The sequence below is a fragment of the Aliarcobacter lanthieri genome (genome assembly GCF_013201625.1).
Classification (GTDB): domain Bacteria; phylum Campylobacterota; class Campylobacteria; order Campylobacterales; family Arcobacteraceae; genus Aliarcobacter; species Aliarcobacter lanthieri.
Genome location: NZ_CP053839.1, coordinates 670,243 through 693,644 on the forward strand (window position 1 = coordinate 670,243; position 23,402 = coordinate 693,644).

General features: G+C 26.6%; 26 protein-coding genes. 17 read left to right on the plus strand and 9 right to left on the minus strand.

Annotated elements, in window-relative coordinates:
* Positions 1–5: 5 nt before the first annotated feature.
* The gene (locus tag ALANTH_RS03365; protein ID WP_026807493.1) at positions 6–890 is read left to right on the plus strand and encodes a metal ABC transporter solute-binding protein, Zn/Mn family; all 885 of its coding nucleotides are present in this window, start codon (positions 6–8) and stop codon (positions 888–890) included.
* Positions 887–2,386 carry a HoxN/HupN/NixA family nickel/cobalt transporter gene (locus ALANTH_RS03370; RefSeq protein ID WP_026807494.1) on the plus strand — a complete coding sequence of 500 codons (1,500 nt, stop codon included), beginning with the start codon at positions 887–889 and terminating at the stop codon, positions 2,384–2,386. Before ALANTH_RS03365 ends, ALANTH_RS03370 begins: the two co-directional genes overlap by 4 nt.
* Here ALANTH_RS03370 and ALANTH_RS03375 read toward each other — a convergent pair.
* From ALANTH_RS03375 to ALANTH_RS03390, 4 genes are all read right to left on the minus strand, one after another.
* On the minus strand, positions 2,383–2,937 hold the full coding sequence (locus ALANTH_RS03375; RefSeq protein WP_026807495.1) for a GNAT family N-acetyltransferase: 555 nt from the start codon (positions 2,935–2,937) through the stop codon (positions 2,383–2,385). The genes ALANTH_RS03370 and ALANTH_RS03375 overlap by 4 nt on opposite strands.
* A 355-nt stretch (positions 2,938–3,292) precedes the next feature.
* A complete protein-coding gene (locus ALANTH_RS03380) occupies positions 3,293–3,805 on the minus strand; it encodes a GNAT family N-acetyltransferase (RefSeq protein WP_026807496.1) in 513 nt (170 codons plus the stop codon).
* Between the two features lie 48 nt (positions 3,806–3,853).
* Complete coding sequence (locus ALANTH_RS03385; protein WP_026807497.1) at positions 3,854–5,350, minus strand: PLP-dependent transferase; 1,497 nt, start codon at positions 5,348–5,350, stop codon at positions 3,854–3,856.
* Positions 5,351–6,502 (minus strand): trans-sulfuration enzyme family protein, encoded by a 1,152-nt coding sequence (locus ALANTH_RS03390; RefSeq protein ID WP_026807498.1) that lies wholly within the window; start codon positions 6,500–6,502, stop codon positions 5,351–5,353.
* Between the two features lie 118 nt (positions 6,503–6,620).
* Between ALANTH_RS03390 and ALANTH_RS03395 the strand changes: the two genes are divergently transcribed.
* Positions 6,621–6,788, plus strand: coding sequence for a hypothetical protein (locus ALANTH_RS03395; RefSeq protein WP_162830425.1), 168 nt, complete (start codon positions 6,621–6,623; stop codon positions 6,786–6,788).
* On the opposite strand, the gene ALANTH_RS03400 is transcribed toward ALANTH_RS03395, so the two are convergent.
* The gene (locus tag ALANTH_RS03400; protein ID WP_026807499.1) at positions 6,789–7,592 is read right to left on the minus strand and encodes a DNA ligase; all 804 of its coding nucleotides are present in this window, start codon (positions 7,590–7,592) and stop codon (positions 6,789–6,791) included. It lies immediately after the preceding gene.
* A gap of 119 nt (positions 7,593–7,711) precedes the next feature.
* Here ALANTH_RS03400 and ALANTH_RS03405 point away from each other — a divergent pair, with 119 nt between their 5' ends.
* Genes ALANTH_RS03405 through ALANTH_RS03420 form a run of 4 tightly spaced genes read left to right on the plus strand, consistent with a single transcriptional unit; the run spans position 7,712 to position 11,619 of the window.
* On the plus strand, positions 7,712–8,269 hold the full coding sequence (locus ALANTH_RS03405) for an adenine phosphoribosyltransferase (protein WP_026803449.1): 558 nt from the start codon (positions 7,712–7,714) through the stop codon (positions 8,267–8,269).
* Positions 8,270–8,280: 11 nt separating this feature from the next.
* On the plus strand, positions 8,281–9,492 hold the full coding sequence (trpB, locus tag ALANTH_RS03410) for a tryptophan synthase subunit beta (RefSeq protein WP_026807500.1): 1,212 nt from the start codon (positions 8,281–8,283) through the stop codon (positions 9,490–9,492).
* An 8-nt stretch (positions 9,493–9,500) separates the two neighbouring features.
* The gene (locus tag ALANTH_RS03415) at positions 9,501–10,202 is read left to right on the plus strand and encodes a DedA family protein (protein WP_026807501.1); all 702 of its coding nucleotides are present in this window, start codon (positions 9,501–9,503) and stop codon (positions 10,200–10,202) included.
* Complete coding sequence (locus ALANTH_RS03420; RefSeq protein ID WP_026807502.1) at positions 10,192–11,619, plus strand: leucyl aminopeptidase; 1,428 nt, start codon at positions 10,192–10,194, stop codon at positions 11,617–11,619. Before ALANTH_RS03415 ends, ALANTH_RS03420 begins: the two co-directional genes overlap by 11 nt.
* Positions 11,620–11,654: 35 nt before the next feature.
* On the opposite strand, the gene ALANTH_RS03425 is transcribed toward ALANTH_RS03420, so the two are convergent.
* The 3 genes from ALANTH_RS03425 to exbB are packed head-to-tail and all read right to left on the minus strand — an operon-like array spanning position 11,655 to position 13,122.
* A complete protein-coding gene (locus ALANTH_RS03425) occupies positions 11,655–12,332 on the minus strand; it encodes an energy transducer TonB (protein WP_026803453.1) in 678 nt (225 codons plus the stop codon).
* Between the two features lie 3 nt (positions 12,333–12,335).
* A complete protein-coding gene (gene exbD, locus ALANTH_RS03430; RefSeq protein ID WP_026803454.1) occupies positions 12,336–12,713 on the minus strand; it encodes a TonB system transport protein ExbD in 378 nt (125 codons plus the stop codon).
* Positions 12,694–13,122 carry a TonB-system energizer ExbB gene (gene exbB / locus ALANTH_RS03435; protein WP_026803455.1) on the minus strand — a complete coding sequence of 143 codons (429 nt, stop codon included), beginning with the start codon at positions 13,120–13,122 and terminating at the stop codon, positions 12,694–12,696. Before exbB ends, exbD begins: the two co-directional genes overlap by 20 nt.
* 155 nt (positions 13,123–13,277) lie before the next feature.
* On the opposite strand from exbB, the gene ALANTH_RS03440 reads away from it, so the two are divergent.
* The 6 genes from ALANTH_RS03440 to ALANTH_RS03465 are packed head-to-tail and all read left to right on the plus strand — an operon-like array spanning position 13,278 to position 19,243.
* Positions 13,278–14,501, plus strand: a complete 1,224-nt coding sequence (locus ALANTH_RS03440; RefSeq protein WP_228133182.1) for a TolC family protein — start codon at positions 13,278–13,280, stop codon at positions 14,499–14,501.
* 6 nt (positions 14,502–14,507) lie between these two features.
* A complete protein-coding gene (locus tag ALANTH_RS03445; protein ID WP_026803457.1) occupies positions 14,508–15,773 on the plus strand; it encodes an efflux RND transporter periplasmic adaptor subunit in 1,266 nt (421 codons plus the stop codon).
* Entirely contained in the window at positions 15,763–16,467 is a 705-nt protein-coding gene (locus ALANTH_RS03450; protein ID WP_026807504.1) for an ABC transporter ATP-binding protein, read from the plus strand. Before ALANTH_RS03445 ends, ALANTH_RS03450 begins: the two co-directional genes overlap by 11 nt.
* Positions 16,467–17,678 carry an ABC transporter permease gene (locus tag ALANTH_RS03455; protein WP_026803459.1) on the plus strand — a complete coding sequence of 404 codons (1,212 nt, stop codon included), beginning with the start codon at positions 16,467–16,469 and terminating at the stop codon, positions 17,676–17,678. Before ALANTH_RS03450 ends, ALANTH_RS03455 begins: the two co-directional genes overlap by 1 nt.
* Before the next feature lie 47 nt (positions 17,679–17,725).
* Positions 17,726–18,490 (plus strand): hypothetical protein, encoded by a 765-nt coding sequence (locus ALANTH_RS03460; RefSeq protein WP_026807505.1) that lies wholly within the window; start codon positions 17,726–17,728, stop codon positions 18,488–18,490.
* Positions 18,491–18,511: 21 nt separating this feature from the next.
* Positions 18,512–19,243, plus strand: coding sequence for a sulfite exporter TauE/SafE family protein (locus ALANTH_RS03465; RefSeq protein WP_026807506.1), 732 nt, complete (start codon positions 18,512–18,514; stop codon positions 19,241–19,243).
* An 8-nt stretch (positions 19,244–19,251) separates the two neighbouring features.
* Here ALANTH_RS03465 and ALANTH_RS03470 read toward each other — a convergent pair whose 3' ends face one another.
* Positions 19,252–19,824 (minus strand): ribonuclease HII, encoded by a 573-nt coding sequence (locus ALANTH_RS03470; protein WP_026807507.1) that lies wholly within the window; start codon positions 19,822–19,824, stop codon positions 19,252–19,254.
* A 146-nt stretch (positions 19,825–19,970) separates the two neighbouring features.
* On the opposite strand from ALANTH_RS03470, the gene ALANTH_RS03475 reads away from it, so the two are divergent.
* The 4 genes from ALANTH_RS03475 (at position 19,971) to yidD (ending at position 23,402) form a co-directional block, all read left to right on the plus strand.
* Complete coding sequence (locus tag ALANTH_RS03475; RefSeq protein WP_026807508.1) at positions 19,971–22,550, plus strand: ATP-dependent Clp protease ATP-binding subunit; 2,580 nt, start codon at positions 19,971–19,973, stop codon at positions 22,548–22,550.
* A 71-nt stretch (positions 22,551–22,621) separates the two neighbouring features.
* Positions 22,622–22,756 (plus strand): 50S ribosomal protein L34, encoded by a 135-nt coding sequence (gene rpmH, locus ALANTH_RS03480; RefSeq protein WP_004509857.1) that lies wholly within the window; start codon positions 22,622–22,624, stop codon positions 22,754–22,756.
* On the plus strand, positions 22,744–23,079 hold the full coding sequence (rnpA, locus tag ALANTH_RS03485; protein ID WP_026803468.1) for a ribonuclease P protein component: 336 nt from the start codon (positions 22,744–22,746) through the stop codon (positions 23,077–23,079). The genes rpmH and rnpA overlap by 13 nt, the downstream gene beginning before the upstream one ends.
* Positions 23,076–23,402 carry a membrane protein insertion efficiency factor YidD gene (yidD, locus tag ALANTH_RS03490; protein WP_026803469.1) on the plus strand — a complete coding sequence of 109 codons (327 nt, stop codon included), beginning with the start codon at positions 23,076–23,078 and terminating at the stop codon, positions 23,400–23,402. Before rnpA ends, yidD begins: the two co-directional genes overlap by 4 nt.

The following is a 23,402-nucleotide window of genomic DNA, read 5'->3' on the forward strand; positions in this document are numbered from 1 at the left end:
AATAAATGAAAAAAATATTAGTTTTATTTATGGTAATATCTTCATTTTTGTATGCAGATAAACCACAGTTAACAGTAAATATTTTACCACAAAAATATTTTGTAGAAAAAATAGTAAAAGATAAATTTGATATAAATGTTATGGTAAAACCAGGTAGTTCTCCACATAATTTTGAACCAAAACCATCTCAAATGAAGGCATTGAATATTTCAAAAGCATATTTTTTAGTTGGTGATCCAAGTGAATTGGCATGGATAGATAGATTCAAGCAAAATGCTAAGAATACTTTTTTTGTTGATACAACTATTGGAATAGAAAAAATTGCTATGGTTGAACATTCACATCATGAACATGATCACGATGAAGATGATCCTTTCCATGAACATCATGATCATGATGAAGATGGTTTAGATCCACATACATGGCTTGATCCAATTTCTGTTAAAATTCAAGTTAAAAATATATATGAGGCGATGCTAAAAATAGATGAAAAAAATAGTGAATTTTATAGAATAAATTATGAAGAATTTATAAAAGAACTTGATACTTTAGATAATGAAATAAAAGATATTTTAGCTCCATATAAAGGTAAATCTTTTATGGTATTTCATCCATCATGGGGATATTTCGCTAAACAATATGGACTAAATCAAATTCCTATTGAAATTGAAGGTAAAGAGCCAAAACCAAATGAATTAGTGAAATTAATAAAAGAGGCAAAAGAACATGATATAAAAATAATTTTTGTTGCACCTCAATTTTCACAAAAAAGTGCTAAAACAATATCTACAAATATTGGTGGAAGTGTAATTTCTATTGATCCTTTAAGTGAGAATTGGAAAGATAGTATGATAAAAACAGCAAAAGAGATAGCAAATAGTTACAAATGATTAGATATATAATTTTATTTTTAATATTAAAGAGTATTCTTCTTGGATGCTCTTTATGTTCAACATTTACTCCAAGAACACATATATCTACACATATAAAAGCTGACAATGAAAATATAAAATCAATAAATATAAAATGGGAATTTGCTGAACAATTTGGTGATGAATTATTGAAAATTTATGATTTGAATTTAGATAATACTTTTGATGATAAAGAGTTAAAACTTATTGAAGATAGTCTAATTGACTATTTAATTAGTAGAAATTTTATAACAACTATATATTATGATAAAGTAGAAGATGCTTATGAAATACCTTTTGAAGTTAAGAAATATAAGATGTATTATAAAAATCGTATTTTAAGTTTTGAATATGATATTGAAGTAGAACAAAAGATTTATGATAAAAATATTTTAAAGATAAGAATATTTGATAAAGAAGGCTTCTTTTTTATAGTATTTGAAAATAAAAACCAAAAATTTGATATTCCTTATAATATTAAAAAGAATACAAATATAAGTGAAGTTTCATATCTTATTGATGCTCCACAATTAAGTGAGCAAAAATTTAGTCAAGGTATTATTAAATCAAATATTGAAAATGAAAATTTAGTTGAGAAATGGACTAAAAATAGTGATGAAAATAATATTGATGAAGAAGTAGATACTATCATTGAAGAAGAAAAACCTAAAGATTTTTTAGATGAGTTTACATCAAAAGTAAAACAATATTTAGTAGATATAGAAAATGGTGATAAATTTGCTTTATTCTTTTTAATTATTGCTTCTTTTATATATGGAGTTGTTCATTCTATTGGACCAGGTCATGGGAAATCTTTAGCATTTTCATATTTCTCATCTGCTAAAAGTACATATTTTGAAGCTCTTATCATTTCATTTTTAACAGCATTTATACATATCATAGGAGCTTTAGTTATAGTTGTAATATCTATTTTTATACTTCAAACAGTATTAAGTGGATTTATAGCAGATTCAGTTATCTATATTACAGCTTTAAGTGCTAGTATTATAATGCTTTTAGCAATATTTATTTTATATAGAAAACTAACGAAAAAATCTTGTGGTTGTGCTTCTTGTAATATAGATTTTAAAACTACAAATTTCAATATAAAACCACAAAATAAAAATATGAATTTTATTGTTAAAACTACCAATATACCTGTATATTTAGAAAAAAGAAGTAAAAAACAAGATTTAATATTTGTTTTAACAGCAGGAATAGTTCCTTGTCCAGGAACGGTTTTACTTTTTGTATATGCTTTTTTGCTAAAAACTTATTTTGCAGTATTTCTAGCTAGCTTAAGTATAAGTTTGGGTATGGCAGTTGTAATATTTGCTTCATCGTTTTTAGGAGTAAGTTTACATAAAGTATCTTCAAACTCTAAAAAGTTTGTAAATACTTTAGAAATTATTGCTCCCATTTTTATGTTTATTTTAGCATTTTTAATGCTTATTAGTTCAGGAGTTTTTGTTTAAATGTATTTAATCATATGATAAAATTGGCTACCAGATACATTTAATACAACATTGTCTTGAAAGTCTAGTTTTTCATATAAGGCTTTTGCTTTTGGATTTTCAAAATCTACCAAAAGTGAGAGCTTTTTAAATCCTTCCTCTTTTGCTTTTTTTGTAGCAAAATCAAATAACTCTTTTGCTATTCCACGACCTTGAAAACTAGGATTTACACTAACTGTATCTATATAAAATTCATCTTCAAAACACTCTTTTTCAAATGAATCTAAAAAAATACCTTTTGATTTTATATGTTCAAGCATTGGGAAGTCTAATTTATCTACATCATTTGAACTATATGCTAGTAATATACCAACAATATTATTATCTACTTCATATGAATATATATTATTATAGCTGAGACGACAAATATCCATTTTTACATAATAATCCAAAGTTTCTAATATTTTTTTATCTTCATTTTCACCAGTTAATGTATTTGCTACATTGTGAATTGCATCATAAATTAGATTTGAAATATTTTCTATATTATTTTTATCTGTTCTTTTTATCATAAATAATCCTTTTAAAAAATAATATTCTATGATGTATTTGCTAATAAGAGATTAATGGTAAATATTTATTCTATTGAACTAATATCTTCACTTGATGAAGAGTTTACTAAAAAAACTTTTACAAATCTTTGAAGATAGTTAAAATGTTTTTTTTATTACATTAATTATAACTTCAGGACTTTTTGCTTCTTATGTTATATCAATAGATATTCTATTAAAAAAAGAAAAGCAAGACTTTAAATTTTGTCTCTAACTCAAAAAAAGCTACAATAGTAAAAAATTTAATAGCTTTTATATTGGTGGGAGTTATATGGCTTTTTAGAATATTTCATTAACATATATATAATTTATGCTTTTAGATATATTCTTCTGCTAATATAGAATAATAGTATTCGTCCCACCAGCCAAATTTTGTTGGAATACACTTTTTGAAAAATCCTTCTCTTCTCATATTTAATTTTTCCATAATATACCAAGAAGCTTTATTTTCAGGTTGACAAGTAGCAATAATACGATGTAATTTATAAATTTTAAATCCATAATCTAAAATAGCTTTTGCTGCTTCAGTAGCATAACCTTGATTATAATATTTTGGATTAAATACCCAACCAATTTCATATGTATGATCTCCAAAATAAGGAAAAAATACAATGTGTCCAATTAATTTATTTGAATTTTTCAATAAAATAGCTACTTTTTCAGCTTTTTTATCTTCATTGTCTTGCATAAATTTTTTTGCATCTTCTTGTGTAAATGTTTCTTCTGGTAAATAATACATTACTTCAGGATTTGAAGTATATTCATATACATCTTCCCAATCTGTTGATTTAAACTTTCTAATATATAATCTTTCAGTTTCTAAATTCATTTCTAATTTTTTACCTTACATAAATTCTTATTTGTATAAAAAATAAAATTAAATATTGTTTATTTTCTCAAACTCATTAATTATCTCTTCTATCTCTTCTATTCCTACTGAGATTCTCAAAAGTTCTATTGGAAGTTTAATTTTTTCTAAAAACTCTCTTCCACTTTGGCTTGTGATTAAATCATAATGAGCAAGATATGTATAAGGCATAAGAAGTGTAAATTCTGTTCCTAAACTTGGACCTTTGGCAAAGTTTAATATATCGTAAACCTTTTGAAAATCTTTTTTAAATGTTACAGATATTATCCCACATAAGCTATCTTCATCAATCATTAATTTTTTATAATTTTCTTTATATTTTGGGCTTAAACAGTAAAAAACTTCTTTTATAAAAGGAGCATTTTCTAAATAAGAAGCTAGTTTTAAAGTATTCTGGCTTATTTTTTTCACTCTTGTTTTATAATCTTTTATTTCTAAAGCCATCCTTTGCACATCTTTTATATATGGTTCATCTGCATATTTAAAAAATTCATTTGAAATATGAGAAATTTTTGAAGCTTTATTTAAAATAATTGCACCCATTAAAACATCAGCATTTCCACATGCAAATTTTGTCAAAGATTCTATATAGATATCTGCAAATGAGTTTAAATCTAAATTATAAGGAGTTGCAAAAGTAGAGTCTATAATTATTGGTATATTATAATAATTACAAAGATTTTTGAGTCTTTCTAAATCCACAGTTTGTAAAAGTGGATTTGTAGGTATTTCTGTAACTATAGCTGAAACTTTTAGTCCATCTTTTTTTAGAAACTCTTCAAATTTATCAAGATTTGTAACATCATGAAAAACTTTACTCTCTTCAAAATAGTGATCTACTATATTTGTTGTATCTAAATATAACCAACCAAATTGTACTAAAATAGTTCTTCCATTTTTTGCCTGAATATTTTTTATACCTTTTAAAGTACAATACATAGCATTCATTCCAGATGGATTTAAGCAGATATTTTCTAATGGTTGTTTGTAAGCACTAGATAAAGTTTCAATAATTATTCTTTTTGCTTTATTTTTATCTTCTAGTTCCTCAATATGAAGTTTATTTATTATTCCTACTTTATATAAATAATCTTCAGCTAATCTTGAAGAAAGGTTGTATCCTACATGTTGGATAAATTTTAAAACTTTTTGATATTGTCTTCCTTTGATTACTTTTATTACTCCAAAAGGCTCATTGAAATCAAATTTATTGTGTATAAAATATCTATTACTTACAACTTTAATTGCTTTTTTACTACTTAAAAGTATAAGTTCATATTCTTGTGAAACATTATACTTTTGTTTTAAATATGTTGCTAGCTTTTTTAGATATGGATGAACTATAAATCTCGGATAAGCAACAGTTATTTTTTCCAAAATCTCTGGTGTTTGCTCTTCATAATCAATTACATCTTGCAAGTTTGGCATACTTGTAGATACTGCATGAATATTATTGGGAGGAAGAGTTTGTCCACATGGTATTGGATAAAATTGAGTTTTATTCATTTATTTTACTGCTTGTTTTATATCTTCTATTAAATCTTCAACTTCTTCTAAACCAATAGAAAATCTAACTGTGCTATCACTTATTCCAATAGCTTTTAATTCCTCTTTAGAAAAACTTGCATGAGATATTTTTGCAGGTATTTCCACTCTACTATCAGCACTCCCAAATGAACATTTTTCACCAAAAATTTTGCTGTTCTCTATAAATTTCTCTGCTAATTCTACACTTTTAAAATCAGCACAAAAAACTCCAGTCATATATTTCATTTGAGTTTTTGCTAATTCATGTTGAGGATGGCTTTCTAATGCTGGATGAGTAACTTTGTCTATGTAATCTTGAGTTTCTAAGAACTTTGCAATTTGGATAGAGTTTGCTTCGTGTTCTTTCATTCTTATTTTTAAAGTTGGAATTCCTAAAGAGATTAAATATACATCAAATGGATTTTGACTTCTTCCATAGGCATTTGCGTAGTAGTGAATTTTTTCTGCAAGTTCTTTTGTCTTAGCGACTATTGCTCCAGCTATTACTCCACCATGACCACTGATATATTTTGTAGTTGAAAATAGACTAAAATCAGCCCCTAAATCTAAAGGTCTTTGACTTATAAAAGTTGCAAGTGAATTATCAACAGCAAATAAAGCATTGTATTTGTGAGATAAAGAAGCAATAAGTTTTAAATCAATAATTTTAAGTCCTGGATTTGTAGGACTTTCACACAATACTAAATCAATATTATGTGTTTTTAAAATATGTTCTACCATATTTGTATCATTAAAATCTGCAAAATTTACTTGAATATTATATTTTTCTTTAAATACTTTTAAAAGTCTAAACGTACCACCATAACAATCAGCTTCAACTAATATAGATGAATTTGCTTTTAAAACAGTCTCAAATAAAAGAGAAACGCTTGCTATTCCTGTATGAGTACAAACAGCTCCTTCTCCACCTTCGACAAAGCTGAAAAGATTTTCTAAAGTTTCTCTTGTAGGATTGTCACTTCTTGTGTAATCATAAATTTTTTCACCATTTTGTTTTTTTAAATCAAAAGTTGCAGTATTGTATATAGGGAAATGTGAAGCTCCAGCAATATCTTCAAATGGTGAGAATTGTGTTTGATGACATATTTTTGTTTGTATATTTTCTTTCATAATTTTTTTAAATCCCTTAACTTTTTGGCAAATTGTACCTAAATTTATTTAATATAATTTGATAGAAATTTTGGTATAAATATAGTTAAAATATTTCATGAGAATATAAGGATAAGATATGTTTAAAAGTGTGTTATTAGTTATATTTATAATTTTACTTCAAGGTTGTGCTACTTGGAAAGGTGTAAAAGAAGATAGTAAAACAGCATGGGAAACTACAAAAGATACAACAAGTGAAGCTTATCAAGGAGTTAAAAAATCAATTCATAATGCAACAGCTGAATAATTACTCTACTTGCCTAATTCTTAAAAAAGAAGCGAACTTTGGTTTACCATTTTTTGTTAAATCAAAATATTTAAAAGTTATAATACTTCCAACTTTAGGTGGATTTAATCTATCACTATTTTTAAATCCATTACCTAAATTGAACTCAACACCATTTTTTAGTCTAACTTTTAAGCTTTTAAAAGAGCCATTTTTATTTAAATTATGTGAAATTACTTCTGCCTCATCATCAAAAAACTTTTTTACTTTCAATACATTATCACTTTTTCCTGTGAAATAATCTAATGTATAGTTTTTTAATATTACACCTTCTCCATCATTCGTTAAAACTTTATTTAGAAAATCATTTAATTCTTCAATATTATTTACTTTTATTTGTGGAATTATTTTAATAAATTTATTTGGATTTTTATCTAGCCAATTTTTTAAAAAGTTAAGTCTTGTTTGAAAATCACCATTTTGATTTGGTACTTCAAAAATATTATAACTTATATTTTCCCATTCAATTGGTTCTTTTTGGCTTAAAACTATACTTTGAATATTTTCAAAATCATTTTGCTTAGTAAAAAGTTCTCCATCTAATTCAAAAGGTGGAAAATCTTTTATAAACCATTTTGGTGCAAAAATTTTATTTCCATTCTTGGTTTGTAACTCTTCTCCACTCCAATAGGCTCTTATTCCATCTAATTTTTCACTCATGTAGTAGCTGTTAATATTGTGTTTTCTTTCATCATATATAGTTGCTTTTTGTAAATCTATTGCAAAAGAATATAATGAAAATATAAGAATAAGAATAAGTTTCATAGTAACTCTTTATATGAAATATAGGATTATATTTGCTTTATTCTTAAAAATTATCATAAAAACATAATAATTATTTGGTTAAAATAAACCAATTTTAATAATTATACAAAGGATAGAGTTTGGGGCAAGATGTTGTGTTAAGTGAATTGGATAAAAATTTTTTATTAAATAGTATAAGAGATGTAAATGATTTTCCAAAACCAGGAATTATATTTAAAGATATTACAACTTTATTAAATAACAAAGATGCTTTTGAACTCTTGATGAATCACTTAGAAGAAAGATATAAATTATATAATTTAGATTTTATAGCAGGAATAGAATCAAGAGGATTCATTTTTGCAGCTGCTTTAGCAACTAGGCTTAAAATAGGTTTTGTTCCTGTTAGAAAAAAAGGAAAACTTCCTAGTACAACTGTTTGTGAGAAATATGAATTAGAATATGGTTTTGATGAAGTAGAAATACATTTAGATGCATTTAACAATAAAGAAAATGCAAGAGTTTTATTATTAGATGATTTAATAGTAAGTGGTGGGACAGCAAAAGCAAGTGCAAGTTTGATAAAAAAATTAAATGCTAATTTAGTAGAGAGTTGCTTTTTATTAAATTTTACAGTTTTAGATGGTAAAGATAAATTAAGTAAAATTGTACCAGTTTATTCAGTTTTAGAGATTTAAGGAAAATTTATATGAATGATTATATTCCAAAAAAAAGTATATTTGATCCAAATGAAAGAGGAGAATTTGGTGGGATTTTTGGTGGTCAATATGTACCAGAAACACTGATGCCAATTTTAAAAGAGCTAGAAACTTCTTATTTTAAATATAGATTTGATAAAGATTTTTGGGCAGAAGTTAATGCTTTATTAAAAGATTATGTAGGAAGAGAAAATCCATTATATTTTGCTAAAAATATTAGTGAAGAACTCGGAGCAAAGGTATATTTAAAAAGGGAAGATTTAAATCATACTGGTGCTCATAAAGTAAATAATGTTATTGCTCAAGGTTTATTAGCTAAAAGAATGGGGAAAACAAAAGTAATAGCAGAAACTGGTGCAGGGCAACATGGAGTTGCAACAGCTACTATTGCTGCACTTTTAGGTTTAGAATGTACAGTTTTTATGGGTACAAAAGATGTTCAAAGACAAGAATTGAATGTATTTAGAATGAAACTTCTAGGAGCTAAAGTTGTATCAGTTGAAAGTGGAAGTAAAACTCTAAAAGATGCTATGAACGATGCTATAAGATATTGGGTTACTAATGCAAGAGATACTTTTTATATAATTGGAACTGTTGCTGGTCCACATCCTTATCCTATGATGGTTAGAGATTTTCAAGCAATTATTGGATATGAAGCAAGAAAACAAATTTTAGAAAAAGAACAAAAATTACCTGATTTTGTAATTGCCTGTATTGGTGGTGGTTCAAATGCTATTGGTATATTTTCTCATTTTTTAGAGGATAAAAATGTTAATTGTATTGGAATTGAAGCTGGAGGATTAGGACTAGATACAAATAAGCATGGTTGTTCTTTAGAAAAAGGAAATCCTGGAATACTTCATGGACAATGTTCTTATTTATTACAAGATGAAGATGGACAAGTTTTAGAAGCACATTCAATTAGTGCAGGACTTGATTATCCAGGTATTGGACCTGAACACTCTTTTCATAGAGATAATAATAATGTTACGTATGACAATATAACAGATAAAGAAGCACTTGATGCTTTTGTATGGTTGAGTCAAAAAGAGGGAATAATACCAGCTTTTGAATCATCTCATGCTATTGCATATTTAAAAAAAGCTCAAGATAAATTAAAAGGAAAAAGTGTAATTGTATGTTTATCAGGACGGGGAGATAAAGATATGATACAAGCAAAAAGCCTACTAAACTTTGATTAAGGATTAAGATGAAAGAACTATTTAGAAAAATTCAACCATATACAGGAAAAATTTTTGCAATAGGATTGATAATATTTTTATCTTTTCTTGCATACAATTTATACAATGCCCCAGTTGAAGGACTAGAAGAAAAATTTATATATTTATTAAAGCAGTATGGATATGTAATACTTTTTGTTTGGAGTATGCTAGAAGGTGAAATGGGGCTTATCATGGCAGGTCTTTTAAGCCATGATGGAGTTATGAATGTTGTTTTTGCTATTTTTATAGCTGGACTTGGTGGATTTGCTGGAGATCAAGTGTATTTTTACATTGGAAGATTTAATAAAGTTGGTGTTTTAAAAAGATTAAGAGGACAAAGAAGAAAGTTTGCTTTTGCTCATTTATTATTAAAAAAGCATGGATGGCCAATTATATTCACTCAAAGATATATGTATGGAATGAGAACAATTATTCCAATATCTATTGGTCTTACAAGATATGATGCAAGAAAATTTGCAATTATAAATCTAATATCCGCTTGGTGTTGGGCAGCAATTACAATACTTCCTGTTTGGTATTTTGGAGAACAAATAATGGTTGTACTTCATTGGGCTAAACAACATTGGTATTTAGCAATTCCATTAGCTATAATAGTTGGTGGAGGGATAGTATACTACTTTAATAAAGCAACAAAGAAAATTGAAAAAAGGGTAATGAATGAAGATTAATATTTTAGAACTTAGTAAAAATAAAGATTTTGATTTAGAGATAGTATTTCTAAATAGTCTAGAAGAAATTTCTAGTATTAAGGATAAAGAGAGTTTAGAACAACTTGATTTTAAAGTAAAAGATGAGATATCTGCTATTTTGGTTGAAAGTAAAAAAATTTATGTTGGTTTTGAAGAGTATAATTATGATTCTTTAGCTATTGCTATAGCAACAGCAGTTAAAAAATTTAAAACTACAAAATTTAAGAATGCAAAAATTGTATTAACTAATGAACTTGAAGAAAATTTTAAAGCTTTGGTTGAAGGTGCTATTTTAGGAAGTTATAGTTTTGAAACTTATAAAAGTGAAAAAGACAGTAAAAAACAAGAATTATCTTTTATTGTTGAAGATAAAAAACCTTTATTAAATACTATATTAAAAGAGTCAACAACTATATCAAAAGCAGTGAATGTAGCAAGAGATATGGTAAATACTTCTCCAGCAGATTTCTATCCAGAAATATTTGTAAAAGAAGCTCAAAAAATAGCAAAAGATTTAGAATTAGAGTGTGAAGTTTTTGGAGAAAAATATCTTGAAAAAAATAAAATGATGGCAATGCATAGCGTAGGAAGAGCTTCTATTCACGAGTCACATTTAATTCACTTAAAATATAAACCAAAAAAATCTCTTAAAAAAGTAGTTTTAGTTGGAAAAGGACTTACTTATGATAGTGGTGGATTATCTTTAAAACCAAGTGATTTTATGGTTACAATGAAAGCTGATAAATCAGGGGCTGTTGCTGTATTAAATAGTATAAAAGTAATTGCTGAATTAAAACTTCCTATTGAAGTACATGCTATTATTGGTGCAGTTGAAAATATGATAGGTGGAAATGCTTATAAACCAGATGATATTTTAAGAGCAAAAAATGGTAAAACGATAGAGGTTCGAAATACAGATGCTGAAGGAAGATTAGTACTTGCAGATTGTCTTTGTTATGCACAAGATGAAATAAAAAATATTGATTATATTTTAGATTTTGCTACATTAACAGGTGCTTGTGTAGTAGGACTTGGAGAATATACAACTGGGATTATGGGAAATAATGAAAGTTTAAAACAACAAGCTTTAGAGTCTTGCCAAAGTTCTGGTGAATATGCAACAAAATTAGATTTTAATAGATATTTAAAAAAATGTATTAAATCTGAAATAGCAGATGTTTGTAATATTTCAACTACTAGATATGGTGGAGCAATAACTGCTGGAATGTTCTTAGATAATTTTATCTATGAAGAAAATAAAGATAAGTGGATTCATTTTGATATAGCTGGACCAGCATTTGTTGAAAAAGCTTGGGGATATAATCCGTATGGAGCTAGTGGAACGGGAGTTAGATTGGCAGTTAAATTTGTACAAGATTTAGTAAAAAGAGGGTAGTTTAAAACTACACTCTTTTGTATTATTAAAAAATATTATTGAATTTGATAATCTACAGGAATAGTTATATTCCAAACTTCTCTATTTAACTCATCTGGAATTGGTTCAAATGTAGCAATTTTAATTAGTAATTCTAATGTTGCTTCATCTAATTTATCAAATTTAGATTTTTTAACTATTTTTACATTTTTTACATTACCTTTTTTCATTACATCAAAATTAACTTCAACTTTTCCCGTTTGATTTAATCTTTTTGCAACTCTTGGGTAGACTTTATTCTTTTCTACTTTTGCTTTAACTTTTGCTAAATAAGCACTTTCTAAATTATGTACTTGTGCAGGGTTTACATTTTTTACAGGAGCTTCTTCTACTGGAGCTGTTTGAGTTGGTTGTGGTGCCACAACATTTTCTACAACTTTTTCAATAGGTTTTTCTTGTATATGTTCTTTTTTTGGTTTTTTAGGCTTTTCTGGTTTTTTTATTGGTGTTGGTTTTTCAATAATTGGTTCAGGCTCTGGCTCTGGTTCAGGCTCTGGAGGAGTTGGCTCAGGTTGTACTTGAGCCACTTCTACTGTTGATAAAGATATTGTTGTAATTTCCTCAGCTGCCTTGTCTGGGATAATTAAAGCATTCGCAAAAACAAAGAAAGCAAAAAATCCTACTATTGCATATATCGTACTTGTAATTAGGAATGAACTTTGGTATCTATTCATTAGTTACTTCTTTGTTACTATTGAAACATTTGAATAAGAATTCTTTTTTAACATATCAAGTACATTTACAAATGATTCAAATTTTGTATTTTTATCTGTATGTATATGAACTGGAGTTTCTATTGATTTTTGTAAAATAGATTTTTCTAATTCTTCTAATACAAGAGGAGTTTCTTCTAAAAATAATTCACCATTTTCATTTATAACTATTACTATTTCTTTATCTGGTTTAAGTTGCTCTGAACTACTAGAATTTGGTAATGCAACAGGTATTATTCCTTTTGTAATAAATGTTGAAGTTAATAAAACAATTGCTAAAAGTACAAGTAAAACGTCAATAAACGGTATTACATTTATTGAATCATATTTCTGTAGCTTCATAATCGCTCTCCAAAACTTCTGCTGATCTTCCTAGAATATTATACATAACCATAGAAATGATAGCAACAACAAGTCCAACAGCAGTTGCTTTAAGTGCTAAAGCTAAACTTTCCATAATTTTAGCAGCATCAATATCTCCATTCCCCATTGTCATAAATGTAAGCATAATGGCTAAAACAGTTCCAAGAAGTCCAATATAAGGAGCATTTGATGCAATAGTTCCAATAATAGTTAAATGTTTTGTTAAAGCTACATCTAAAGACTTTTTATTTTTGTAATCTTTTACGTTTATTTTTTTATAAAATAACACTCTTTCTATAAAAAAGAAAACAGCAACAAAACTCATAATAACAAGTAGAACAATAACCCCATAGTCAACTAAATGCTTTAGCGTTTCAATATCTTCCATCATAATTTTTTTCCTTAAACTAAAAATTTTTGTAATTATAATCAAAAAACTTTAATTTTGTATTAATGATAATTATCAAGATGCAAGAATGGATTAAAATTTTGTTAAAATACCGTTAAAATTTAGAACATATAATTCCACATAAAAATTTAAGGATGAAAAAATTGCGTAAAGTACTTTTATTCTCAATCATTTGTAGTATTGCAATTGCAGATACAAATAATTTAGAGATTCTACAAAAAGATAAAAAAGAGTTAAGGGAACTTGAAAAACAATCAATAGAAACAAGCTATGAAACTTTAAAAAATGATTGGATAGGAACTATTGATATAAGTTCAAGTGTAAATAGAAATCACTCTTTTGATAAAGATAAATCAGATGATGGAAGATATGGTAAAACGGCAAGAATAGGTTTTACACAATCAGTATTTGAATCTGGTGGAATAATGCTTACAATTCAATATGCAAAAGACAAGTTAAAATATGATTTATTATCTTGGCAAAATCAAAATCAACAATTGTTACAAACTATTTATACTACTTTATTGGATATCAAAAAATTAAAATTACAAATTGCACAAAGTAAGTATAGATTAGAAAATAAAGATATAGAATTGATAATAAAAAAAATACAGTATGAAGCAGGAAAAACTGATATTATTGAATTAAATAATGCTGTTATGTCAAAAAACAATCAATTTAAAGAAAATATTAGTTTAGAAAATACTTTAAAAGAAAAAGAGTATGAGTTATCTAAATATACTGATTTGAAATCTGATGAAATAGAAATAATTGATTTTTATGTAGTATCAAAAGATGATTTTATTAACAATAATATAGATATATTGCAAGAAGATTCAAAAATTGATATGATGAATACAAATTATAAAAAAGTAAAAACAAATTATCTTCCAAAAGTTTCTCTTACTTCTAATGCAAGTTATAGTTCTAGTGATAGTGAATTTAACAAAATGGCAAGAAATACAAATAAAGATGATGCACAATCAACTGCAAGTTTGACTTTGTCTATGCCACTTTTTGATTATAATAGGTCAAATAAAATACAAGAAGCAAAAATAGATTATCTAAAACAAAAAATACAGGTAAATGATTTGAAAAATGAAGTAGCTTTTGATTATGAACAAACTTTAAATCAAATTGATACATATGAAAAACATATTAAAACAATAGAAGAAAATATTAGATTATATGATGATTTAATATCAGCAAATCAAATTTCAAATGATGCAGGAATGACTTCTGAATATGATTTGGATATTCTAAAAAATACAAAACTGATAAATGAGTATGATATGGTAATCAATGATATAAATATCAAACTTCAATATGCAAAACTATACTTTAAGATAAAAGGTTAATAAAAGATGAGTAATGAAAATTTAATAAATGAGTTAAATAGCTATAAAACAAAAAGTTCAAAAAAGCTATATATTTGGATAAGTACAGCAATAGTTTTAGCTGTTATTATGGTGTATTTCTTCATATTTAACTCAGCAAATAAAGCATTGAAAATTGAATATGTAACAAAAGCTGTTGAAAGAGGAGATTTGTCAGTTATTGTTAGTGCTACAGGAAATTTAAATCCTACAAATAGTGTTGAAATAGGTATAGAAGTTTCTGGAACAATAAAAGAAATTTTTGTTGATTATAATGATGAAGTAACAGTTGGACAGATTTTAGCAAAACTTGATACTGTAAAATTACAATCACAAGTTGATAGTTCAATAGCAGCTTTAGCAATTGCAAAAGCAAATTTAAAAGAGAGTGAAGTTAATGTAAAAAATAAAAAGATTTTATATGAGAGAACTTTAAAAATGTATAATGAATCAAATGGAAAATATCCATCAAAGAATGAACTTGATGATTCAAAATTTTCTTATGAAGCAGCTTTAGCTTCTCTTGAAGCAACAAAAGCAAAAGTTCTACAATCAGAATCAAATGTAAAAACCGATAAACAAAATCTTGAAAAAGCTTCTGTAAAATCTTCTATAGATGGAATTGTTTTAAATAGAGAAGTTGAGGTAGGACAAACTTTAGCTGCAACTATGTCTGCTCCAAAACTTTTTACTTTAGCAAAAGATTTAAAAAGTATGGATTTAATTGTAAGTATTGATGAAGCTGATGTTGCTGATATTAAAAAAGGCTTACCAGTTACATTTACTGTTGATGCTTATCCAAATAGAACATTTTTAGGAAAGATAAAACAAGTAAGATTAAATCCTATAGATTCAAATGGTGTTGTAACTTATGAAACAGTAGTTGAAGTAAATAATGAAGATTTAGTATTAAAACCAGGTATGACAGCAACTGCTAAAATTGTTACAAAAGATAGTAAAGATAATATTTTAGTTCCAAATAGTGCATTGCGATTTAAACCAAGAGCACAAGAACAAGCTAGTAGTGGACCTGTAAAACTTGCTGGACCAAATATGCCAAATAGACCAGGTCCTGTTACAAAGGATTTGAGTAAACAAAATTTAGCTTCAATATATATATTAGAGAATGGTCAACCTAAAAGAGTTATGGTTAAAATTTTGGATACAGATGGAAAATCTTCAGCTATTGAATCTAAAGATTTAAATATTGGTGATCTAGTAATTATTTCACAAAAGAGTGAAAATGCAAGATAAAAAAACAATAATTGAATTTAAAAATATTGTTAAAAGTTATGGAAGTGGACAAAATATTACTCATGCCCTAAATGGTGTTGATTTAAAAATTTATGAAGGTGAATTTGTTGCTATTATGGGAGCAAGTGGAAGTGGAAAATCAACTTCTATGAATATGATTGGATGTTTAGATAAACCAACAAGTGGAGAATATTTGTTTAATGGAATAAATGTAGAAAAACTAAATAGAAATCAAATGGCACTTTTAAGAAGAAATTATTTAGGTTTTGTTTTTCAAGGATTTAATCTTTTAGGAAGAACTTCTGCTTTAGAAAATGTTGAACTTCCTTTGATATATAGAAAAGTTCCAGCAAAAGAGAGAGAAGTTTTAGCTATAGAAGCTTTAAATAAAGTAGGGCTTGGAAGTGTTATAAAAAATACTCCAGCTGAACTTAGTGGTGGACAGCAACAACGTGTTGCAATAGCAAGAGCAATAGTTACAAATCCTTTGGTATTATTAGCAGATGAACCAACAGGGAATCTTGATAGTATTAAAAGTATTGAAATTATGAATTTATTAAAAAAATTAAATCAAGAGTCAAAAATTACTATAATAATGGTAACTCATGAAGAAGATATGGCTGCTTATGCAGATAGGGTAATTTATTTTAGAGATGGACATATTGAAGATAGTTTAAAGAAAGGATTTAAATAATGTTAGTAAATGCTTTTTTAATAGCTATTAAAGAGATAAAAAGAAATATTTTAAGATCTGTTCTTACAATTCTTGGAATAGTAATAGGTGTTGCTTCTGTTATAGCTATGGTTATGATAGGTGATGGAACAACTCAAAATGTACGAGATAGTATTACAAAACTTGGAAGTAATATGTTAACTTTGCGAGTGGGGCAAGAAAGAAGAGGTATTCCAAGAGAAGATAATAGTTCAAAACCTTTTACAAATGAAGATATTGTTGCTATAAAAAGTGAAATTGCAAACATAAAAGCAGCTACTTCTGAAGGTTCATCAAGGATGAATATCGTATATGGAAATAAAAGTCATGCTTCAAGTGTTATAGGAACAGATAATGATTACTTTATAGTAAAAGATTGGGCTTTACAAGATGGAAGGACTTTTGATGATAGTGAAATTGCTAGTGGAAAATCATCTTGCATTATAGGAACAACTATTGTAAAACAACTTTTTGGAGAAGAGAATCCAATAGGAGCAAATATAAGATTAAAAAATATTACTTGTAATGTAATAGGAGTTTTACAATCCAAAGGGGCAGCTGCTTTTGGAAATGATCAAGATGAGATAGTGGTTGTTCCTGTAAGTATGTTTCAAAGAAAAATATTAGGTAAAAAAGATGTATCATCTGTAATAATTTCTATAACACAAGAACAATATATTGAAGATGCAAAAACGGATATTATAGCTTTGATGCAAGAGCGTAGAGCAATAAAAGTTGGTGAACCAGATAATTTTCACATTAGAGATATGAAAGATATTTTAGAAACTATGACATCAACTACAACTATGCTTACATATTTGTTGGGGTCTATTGCTGCTATTTCTTTACTTGTTGGTGGAATTGGTATTATGAATATTATGCTTGTTTCTGTAACTGAACGAACAAGAGAAATAGGAACTAGACTTGCTATTGGAGCTATGGAAAATGAAGTTTTAATGCAATTTTTAGTTGAAGCAATAGTATTGTCAACTTGGGGTGGAATCATTGGTATTGTTTTAGGACTTGGTATTGGATATGGAGTTGTAAGTTTTATGCAATTACCTTATATTATAAATCATCAAATTATTTTAATATCATTTATTTTTTCTACTTTAATAGGAGTTGTTTTTGGATATTTCCCCGCAAGAAAGGCTGCAAGATTAAATCCTATTGAAGCTTTACGATATGAGTAAAATAAATTTATTATAATATTTATAAAATTAGTAAATAGGTATAAAAAATGAAAAATTTAGTAGTATTAATTTTAATAAGCTTTTTATTTATTGGTTGTTTAGTCAAAGAAGAAGGATATTTATCAACTACAAACATGCTTGATAATATAAAGATTTCTAGTAAAAGGCAAGTTGTATCTGTAAGTGCTCCAAATAATATTAGCATACCATTTACTGGAAAAGTTATTGATCATTTAGATAGGATTGTTTTGATTCGAGATATTCCAGATCAGATGAAAGAGATGGTACATATCAAACATTCATCAGAAACATATCTTTTTGATTCTAATAAATATTTCAATAAAGAAAATCTTGATAGTTTTGAAAAAGAAATTAATGAAAATAATAATATTATAGAATATACTAAACGCTATGGAAAAAGATACAATAGAGCTTTTGTAGATTATATTGATGGAATTAAATGTAGGACATTAGAGTGGAATGAATTTGATGATATATATCATACTACTTCTGGTAAAAATACAAAAACTATTAAATTGTTTGAAACTTATTGTAGTTTTTATAGTTTTGAACTAATTGATAATTCATATGAACACTTCTTACATTTATCGTATTCATACAGCTATAATCCTGAAAGTAGTATATTTAAAAATAAAGATAAAACAAAAGAACAAATTTTAAAAAATATCCAAAATCAATTTAATCAAGATATATCTGAAATATTTAATTCTATAAAGATTAATTCAATGGATAGAGAAAAAATGAAAAAAGAAGGTTTATTGTACGATAGAAAGTATGAAATAAGAAATTAAAATTATATAAAAAGGGAATTTTTGGAAATTAGCTTTATTTTCATCACTATTATATTAATAGCTTCTATTCTTCAAACAAGTACAGGTTTTGGTTTTTCTATTATGGCAACTCCTTTTTTACTTATGATTTTTTTACCAAATGAGGCTATACAAATAAATATAATTTTATCTTTATTGATATCTATAGCCTTAATATCAAAAATTAGACAAGATATAGATTTTATATTATTAAAAAGATTAATAATAGGGAGTATATTTGGAGTACCACTTGGTATTTTATTTTTTATTTCTATGGACACAAATATTTTGAAAGTTTTGATAGGACTTATTATTTTATTTTTAACTATATTGTTAATTTTAAATTTTAGGATAAAATCAACTCTAATTAGAGATTTTATAGCAGGTGGGATTTCAGGGAGCTTAACTTCAAGTATTGGTATGCCAGGACCACCATTATTACTATATTTTACAGGAATTAATACAAAAAAAGAGAGTTTAAGAGCAACTATATTGGCTTTTTACCTTTTTATATATTTTATTAGTTTAATAAGTCAAATAATATTTATAGGAACGAATAAAATTATTTGGCAATATAGTTTTTATGCTATACCTATTGTATTTATTGGTTTATTTATAGGACAAATTATTTTTAAGTGGTTTAATCAAAAAACATTTAGAATATTTACATATATCCTTTTGCTTTGTACATCAGCTACTCTTTTGGTAGAAGTAATATACAACTATAAGATATAAATTAATATTTAAAATAAAGTCTTTTGAATTCCTACTTCAACTTCACCTAAAGATTTGAGCTTAAAACTAAATCTATGAATATCACTTCTTCCAAACCTTTTTATAGCTTCTATATGTGATTTTGTTCCATATCCTTTATGTTTTGAAAAATTATAGTTTGGATAAGATGATGATATACTATCCATAAATCTATCACGGCTAACTTTAGCTAAGATTGAAGCTGCACTAACGCTAGGATATTTTGCATCTGCTTTTATCTCTTTTGCTAAGTTTTGTATCCCAAAATTTGTATTTCCATCCATTAAAAAAGAGTTTGTAAATTCTTTTAAATTTTCCATTATTTCTAAAATAGAATTTTTTAAACAAAAACTTATACCAAACTCATCTATTTCATTTGCACTTTTAAATACTATATGATATTTTGATTTTTCTAAAATTTCATCAAAAAGTTTTTCTCTTTTTTTTTCACTTAAAACTTTAGAATCATCTAATCCAATAATTTCTTCTTTTAGTATAACTCCAGCGACTACTAAAGGACCTGCAAGTGGACCTCTTCCAGCTTCATCTATCCCACACAACATAATATACCCTTTTTAAATATTTTTATTATAACATTTATATCAAAAGTTATATAATTTAAAAATCTTTAAAATTATAGGCCTAAAACTTGACAAAGATAGACTAAAGTAATATAATTTTATTAGCAGTTAAATATAAGGAGTGCTAAATGAATGAGAATATATTTGAAAAAATGACAAATCAACTAGCTGAAACAATAGATTCAAGTGTTGCTTTAGCTTTACATAATAAAAATCAAGAAGTACAAGTAGTACATCTACTTTGGGCTTTACTAACAAATACAAATTCAGTATTAAATCAATTATTAAATAAAATGAATGTTAATAAGACAGCGATTGAACTTGAAGCAAAATCAAATGCTGAAAAACTACCAACTGTTAGTAGTGTAACAAAAGAGAATATAAAACTTTCAAGAGAACTTTATGAAAGTTTCCAAAAAGCTCAAGGACAAATGGCAAGTAATGGAGATAAATTTATAGCAATTGATACTTGGTTAATTGCAAACTTTGATAATAAAATTTTAAAAGATATTTTAGGTAAATATATAGACTTAAAAGAGGCAAAAAAAGAACTTGAATCTATGCGTGCTGGAAAACAAATAGATAGCCAAAGTGGAGATGATAATTTAGAAGCTTTAAGTAAATATGGAATTGACTTAAATAAAAAAGCTATTGATGGTGAACTTGACCCAGTTATTGGAAGAGATGAACAAATTACTAGAATGATGCAAATTTTGATAAGAAAAACAAAAAACAATCCAATACTTTTGGGAGAACCAGGAACTGGAAAAACTGCAATTGCTGAAGGACTTGCTCAAAAAATAGTAAATAAAGATGTTCCTACAAGTTTACTAAATAAAAGAGTAATAGCTCTTGATATGAGTGCTTTAATTGCTGGAGCAAAATATCGAGGTGAATTTGAAGATAGATTAAAATCAGTTATTGATGAGGTAAAAAAAGCTGGAAATATAATACTTTTCATTGATGAAATTCATACAATCATTGGAGCAGGTGCAAGTGAAGGAAGTATGGATGCTGCAAATATTTTAAAACCAAGTTTGGCTCGTGGTGAACTTCATACTATTGGTGCAACGACTTTAAAAGAGTATAGAAAATATTTTGAAAAAGATGCTGCAATGCAAAGAAGATTTCAACCAGTTAAAGTTGATGAACCAACAGTAAATGAAGCTTTACAAATTTTAAGAGGTATAAAAGAAAGACTTGAAGCGCACCACAATGTTATTATAAATGATAGTGCATTAGTTGCAGCTGCAAAACTATCAAATAGATATATAACTGATAGATTTTTACCTGATAAAGCAATAGATTTGATTGATGAAGCAGCAGCAGAACTTAAAATGCAAATAGAGAGTGAACCAACAGCCCTTTCAATAATTAAAAGAGAGATTCAAACTTTAAATGTTGAAAAAGAAGCTCTTAAAATGGAAAAAAATAAGAAAAATGAAGAAAGAGTTGTTGAAATAGAAAAAGAGTTAGCTAATAAAAATGAAGAAAAACAAAGTCTTGAAGCTAGATTTGAAAATGAAAAACATACATTTAATGCTACAAGTGAACTAAAAGCAAAAATTGAAGAGTTAAAAACAAAAGCAAATATAGCTAAACGTGAATCAAAATTTGAAGAAGCAGCAAAAATAGAGTATGGAGAAATCCCAGCATTGGAAACAAAAATTAAAGAAAATGCTGAAAAATGGGATAGAATGCAAAAAGAAGGAACACTTTTGAGAAATAGTGTTGATGAAGAATCAATTGCAAGTATAGTTTCAAGATGGACAGGAATTCCAGTAAATAAAATGATGGATAGTGAAAAACAGAAAGTTTTAAAAGTTGAAGAAGTTTTAAAACAAGATGTTATTGGACAAGATGAAGCTATCAAAGCAATTAGCAGAGCAATTAAAAGAAATAAGGCAGGGCTTAGTGAAACTTCAAGGCCAATTGGGAGTTTTTTATTTTTAGGACCAACCGGAGTTGGTAAAACTGAAAGTGCAAAAACTTTAGCTAAGTTTTTATTTGATGATCCCAAATCTCTTATAAGATTTGATATGAGTGAATATATGGAAAAACATGCAGTTTCAAGACTTGTTGGAGCAGCTCCAGGTTACATTGGATATGAAGAAGGTGGGCAATTAACAGAAGCAGTGAGAAGAAAACCATATAGTGTAATTTTATTTGATGAGGTTGAAAAAGCACATCCAGATGTATTTAATATACTTTTACAAGTACTTGATGATGGAAGATTAACAGATAATAAAGGTGTAACAGTTGATTTTAAAAATACAATTATTATCTTAACTTCAAACATTGGAAGTGCAAGAATTATAGAAATTAGTGATAAAGAAGAGAGAAGAAAAGCAGTTTTAGATGAATTAAAAGCATATTTTAGACCAGAATTTCTAAATCGACTTGATGATATTGTAATTTTTGAACAATTAAATTTAAATGCTATTACAAATATTGTTGATATATTATTTAATAATATAAAAGAGAAAGTTAAAGAGAAAGATATAACTATATCTTTAACACCAAAAGCAAAAGAATATATTGCTAAAATAGGCTTTGATCCAGTTTATGGAGCAAGACCATTAAAAAGAGCAATTTATGAAATTGTTGAAGATAAACTTGCAGATTTAATTTTAGAAGATAATATTTCTGAAGGAAGTAAAGTAGAGTTTGATATAAAAGATGATGAAGTTGTTGTAAAAATATCTTAAATCTAAAGATAATTTAAGTAAAATTTACCTATAATCCACAACTTATTTCGCAATTTTGAGGAAAGACTAAGATGAAAAGAACATATCAACCACATAATACTCCTAGAAAAAGAACTCACGGGTTCAGAGTAAGAATGGCTACTAAAAATGGTAGAAGAGTAATTAATGCTAGAAGAGCTAAAGGTAGAAAAAGATTAGCTGTTTAAGCAAAGAGTATAGATTAAATACTCAAAAAGATTTTTCAAAACTATATAAGAGCGGCAAAAGTTGGCATACTGCTAGCTTTGTCGCTTTTTTTGATTTACAACCTACAATAAAAATAGCTTTTGTTGCTTCAAAAAAAATAGGAAATGCTGTTGAGCGAAACCTTGCAAGAAGAAGAATGCGAGCTATACTTTTGACTTTTGATAATAAAATAAAAAATGGTAATTATATCTTCGTTGCAAAAGCATCAATAAAAAATAGAAGTTTTTTAGAACTAAAAAAAGATTTTGATTTTGCTATAAGAAGATTAGAATTGCTTAAATGAGAACTTTTTTTAAGTACTTAATAAGATTTTATCAAAAATATTTATCTGTAATATCTTTTGGTTCGTGTAGATATTATCCAACTTGTTCACAATATGCATTATGGCAACTTGACAATAATGGGTTTTTTAAGGCATTTTATTTTACAATATTACGCATTTTAAAGTGCAACCAACTTTTTGATGGTGGATTTGATTATCCCGTTATAAATAAGTTGAGAGCAAATAAAAATATCAATTATAAAAAAATAAAAATAATATATTGGTATATTCCATTAAATAATGGAAAGTATTTAGTAGTAAAAAACAGGGAGTGGAATAAATAG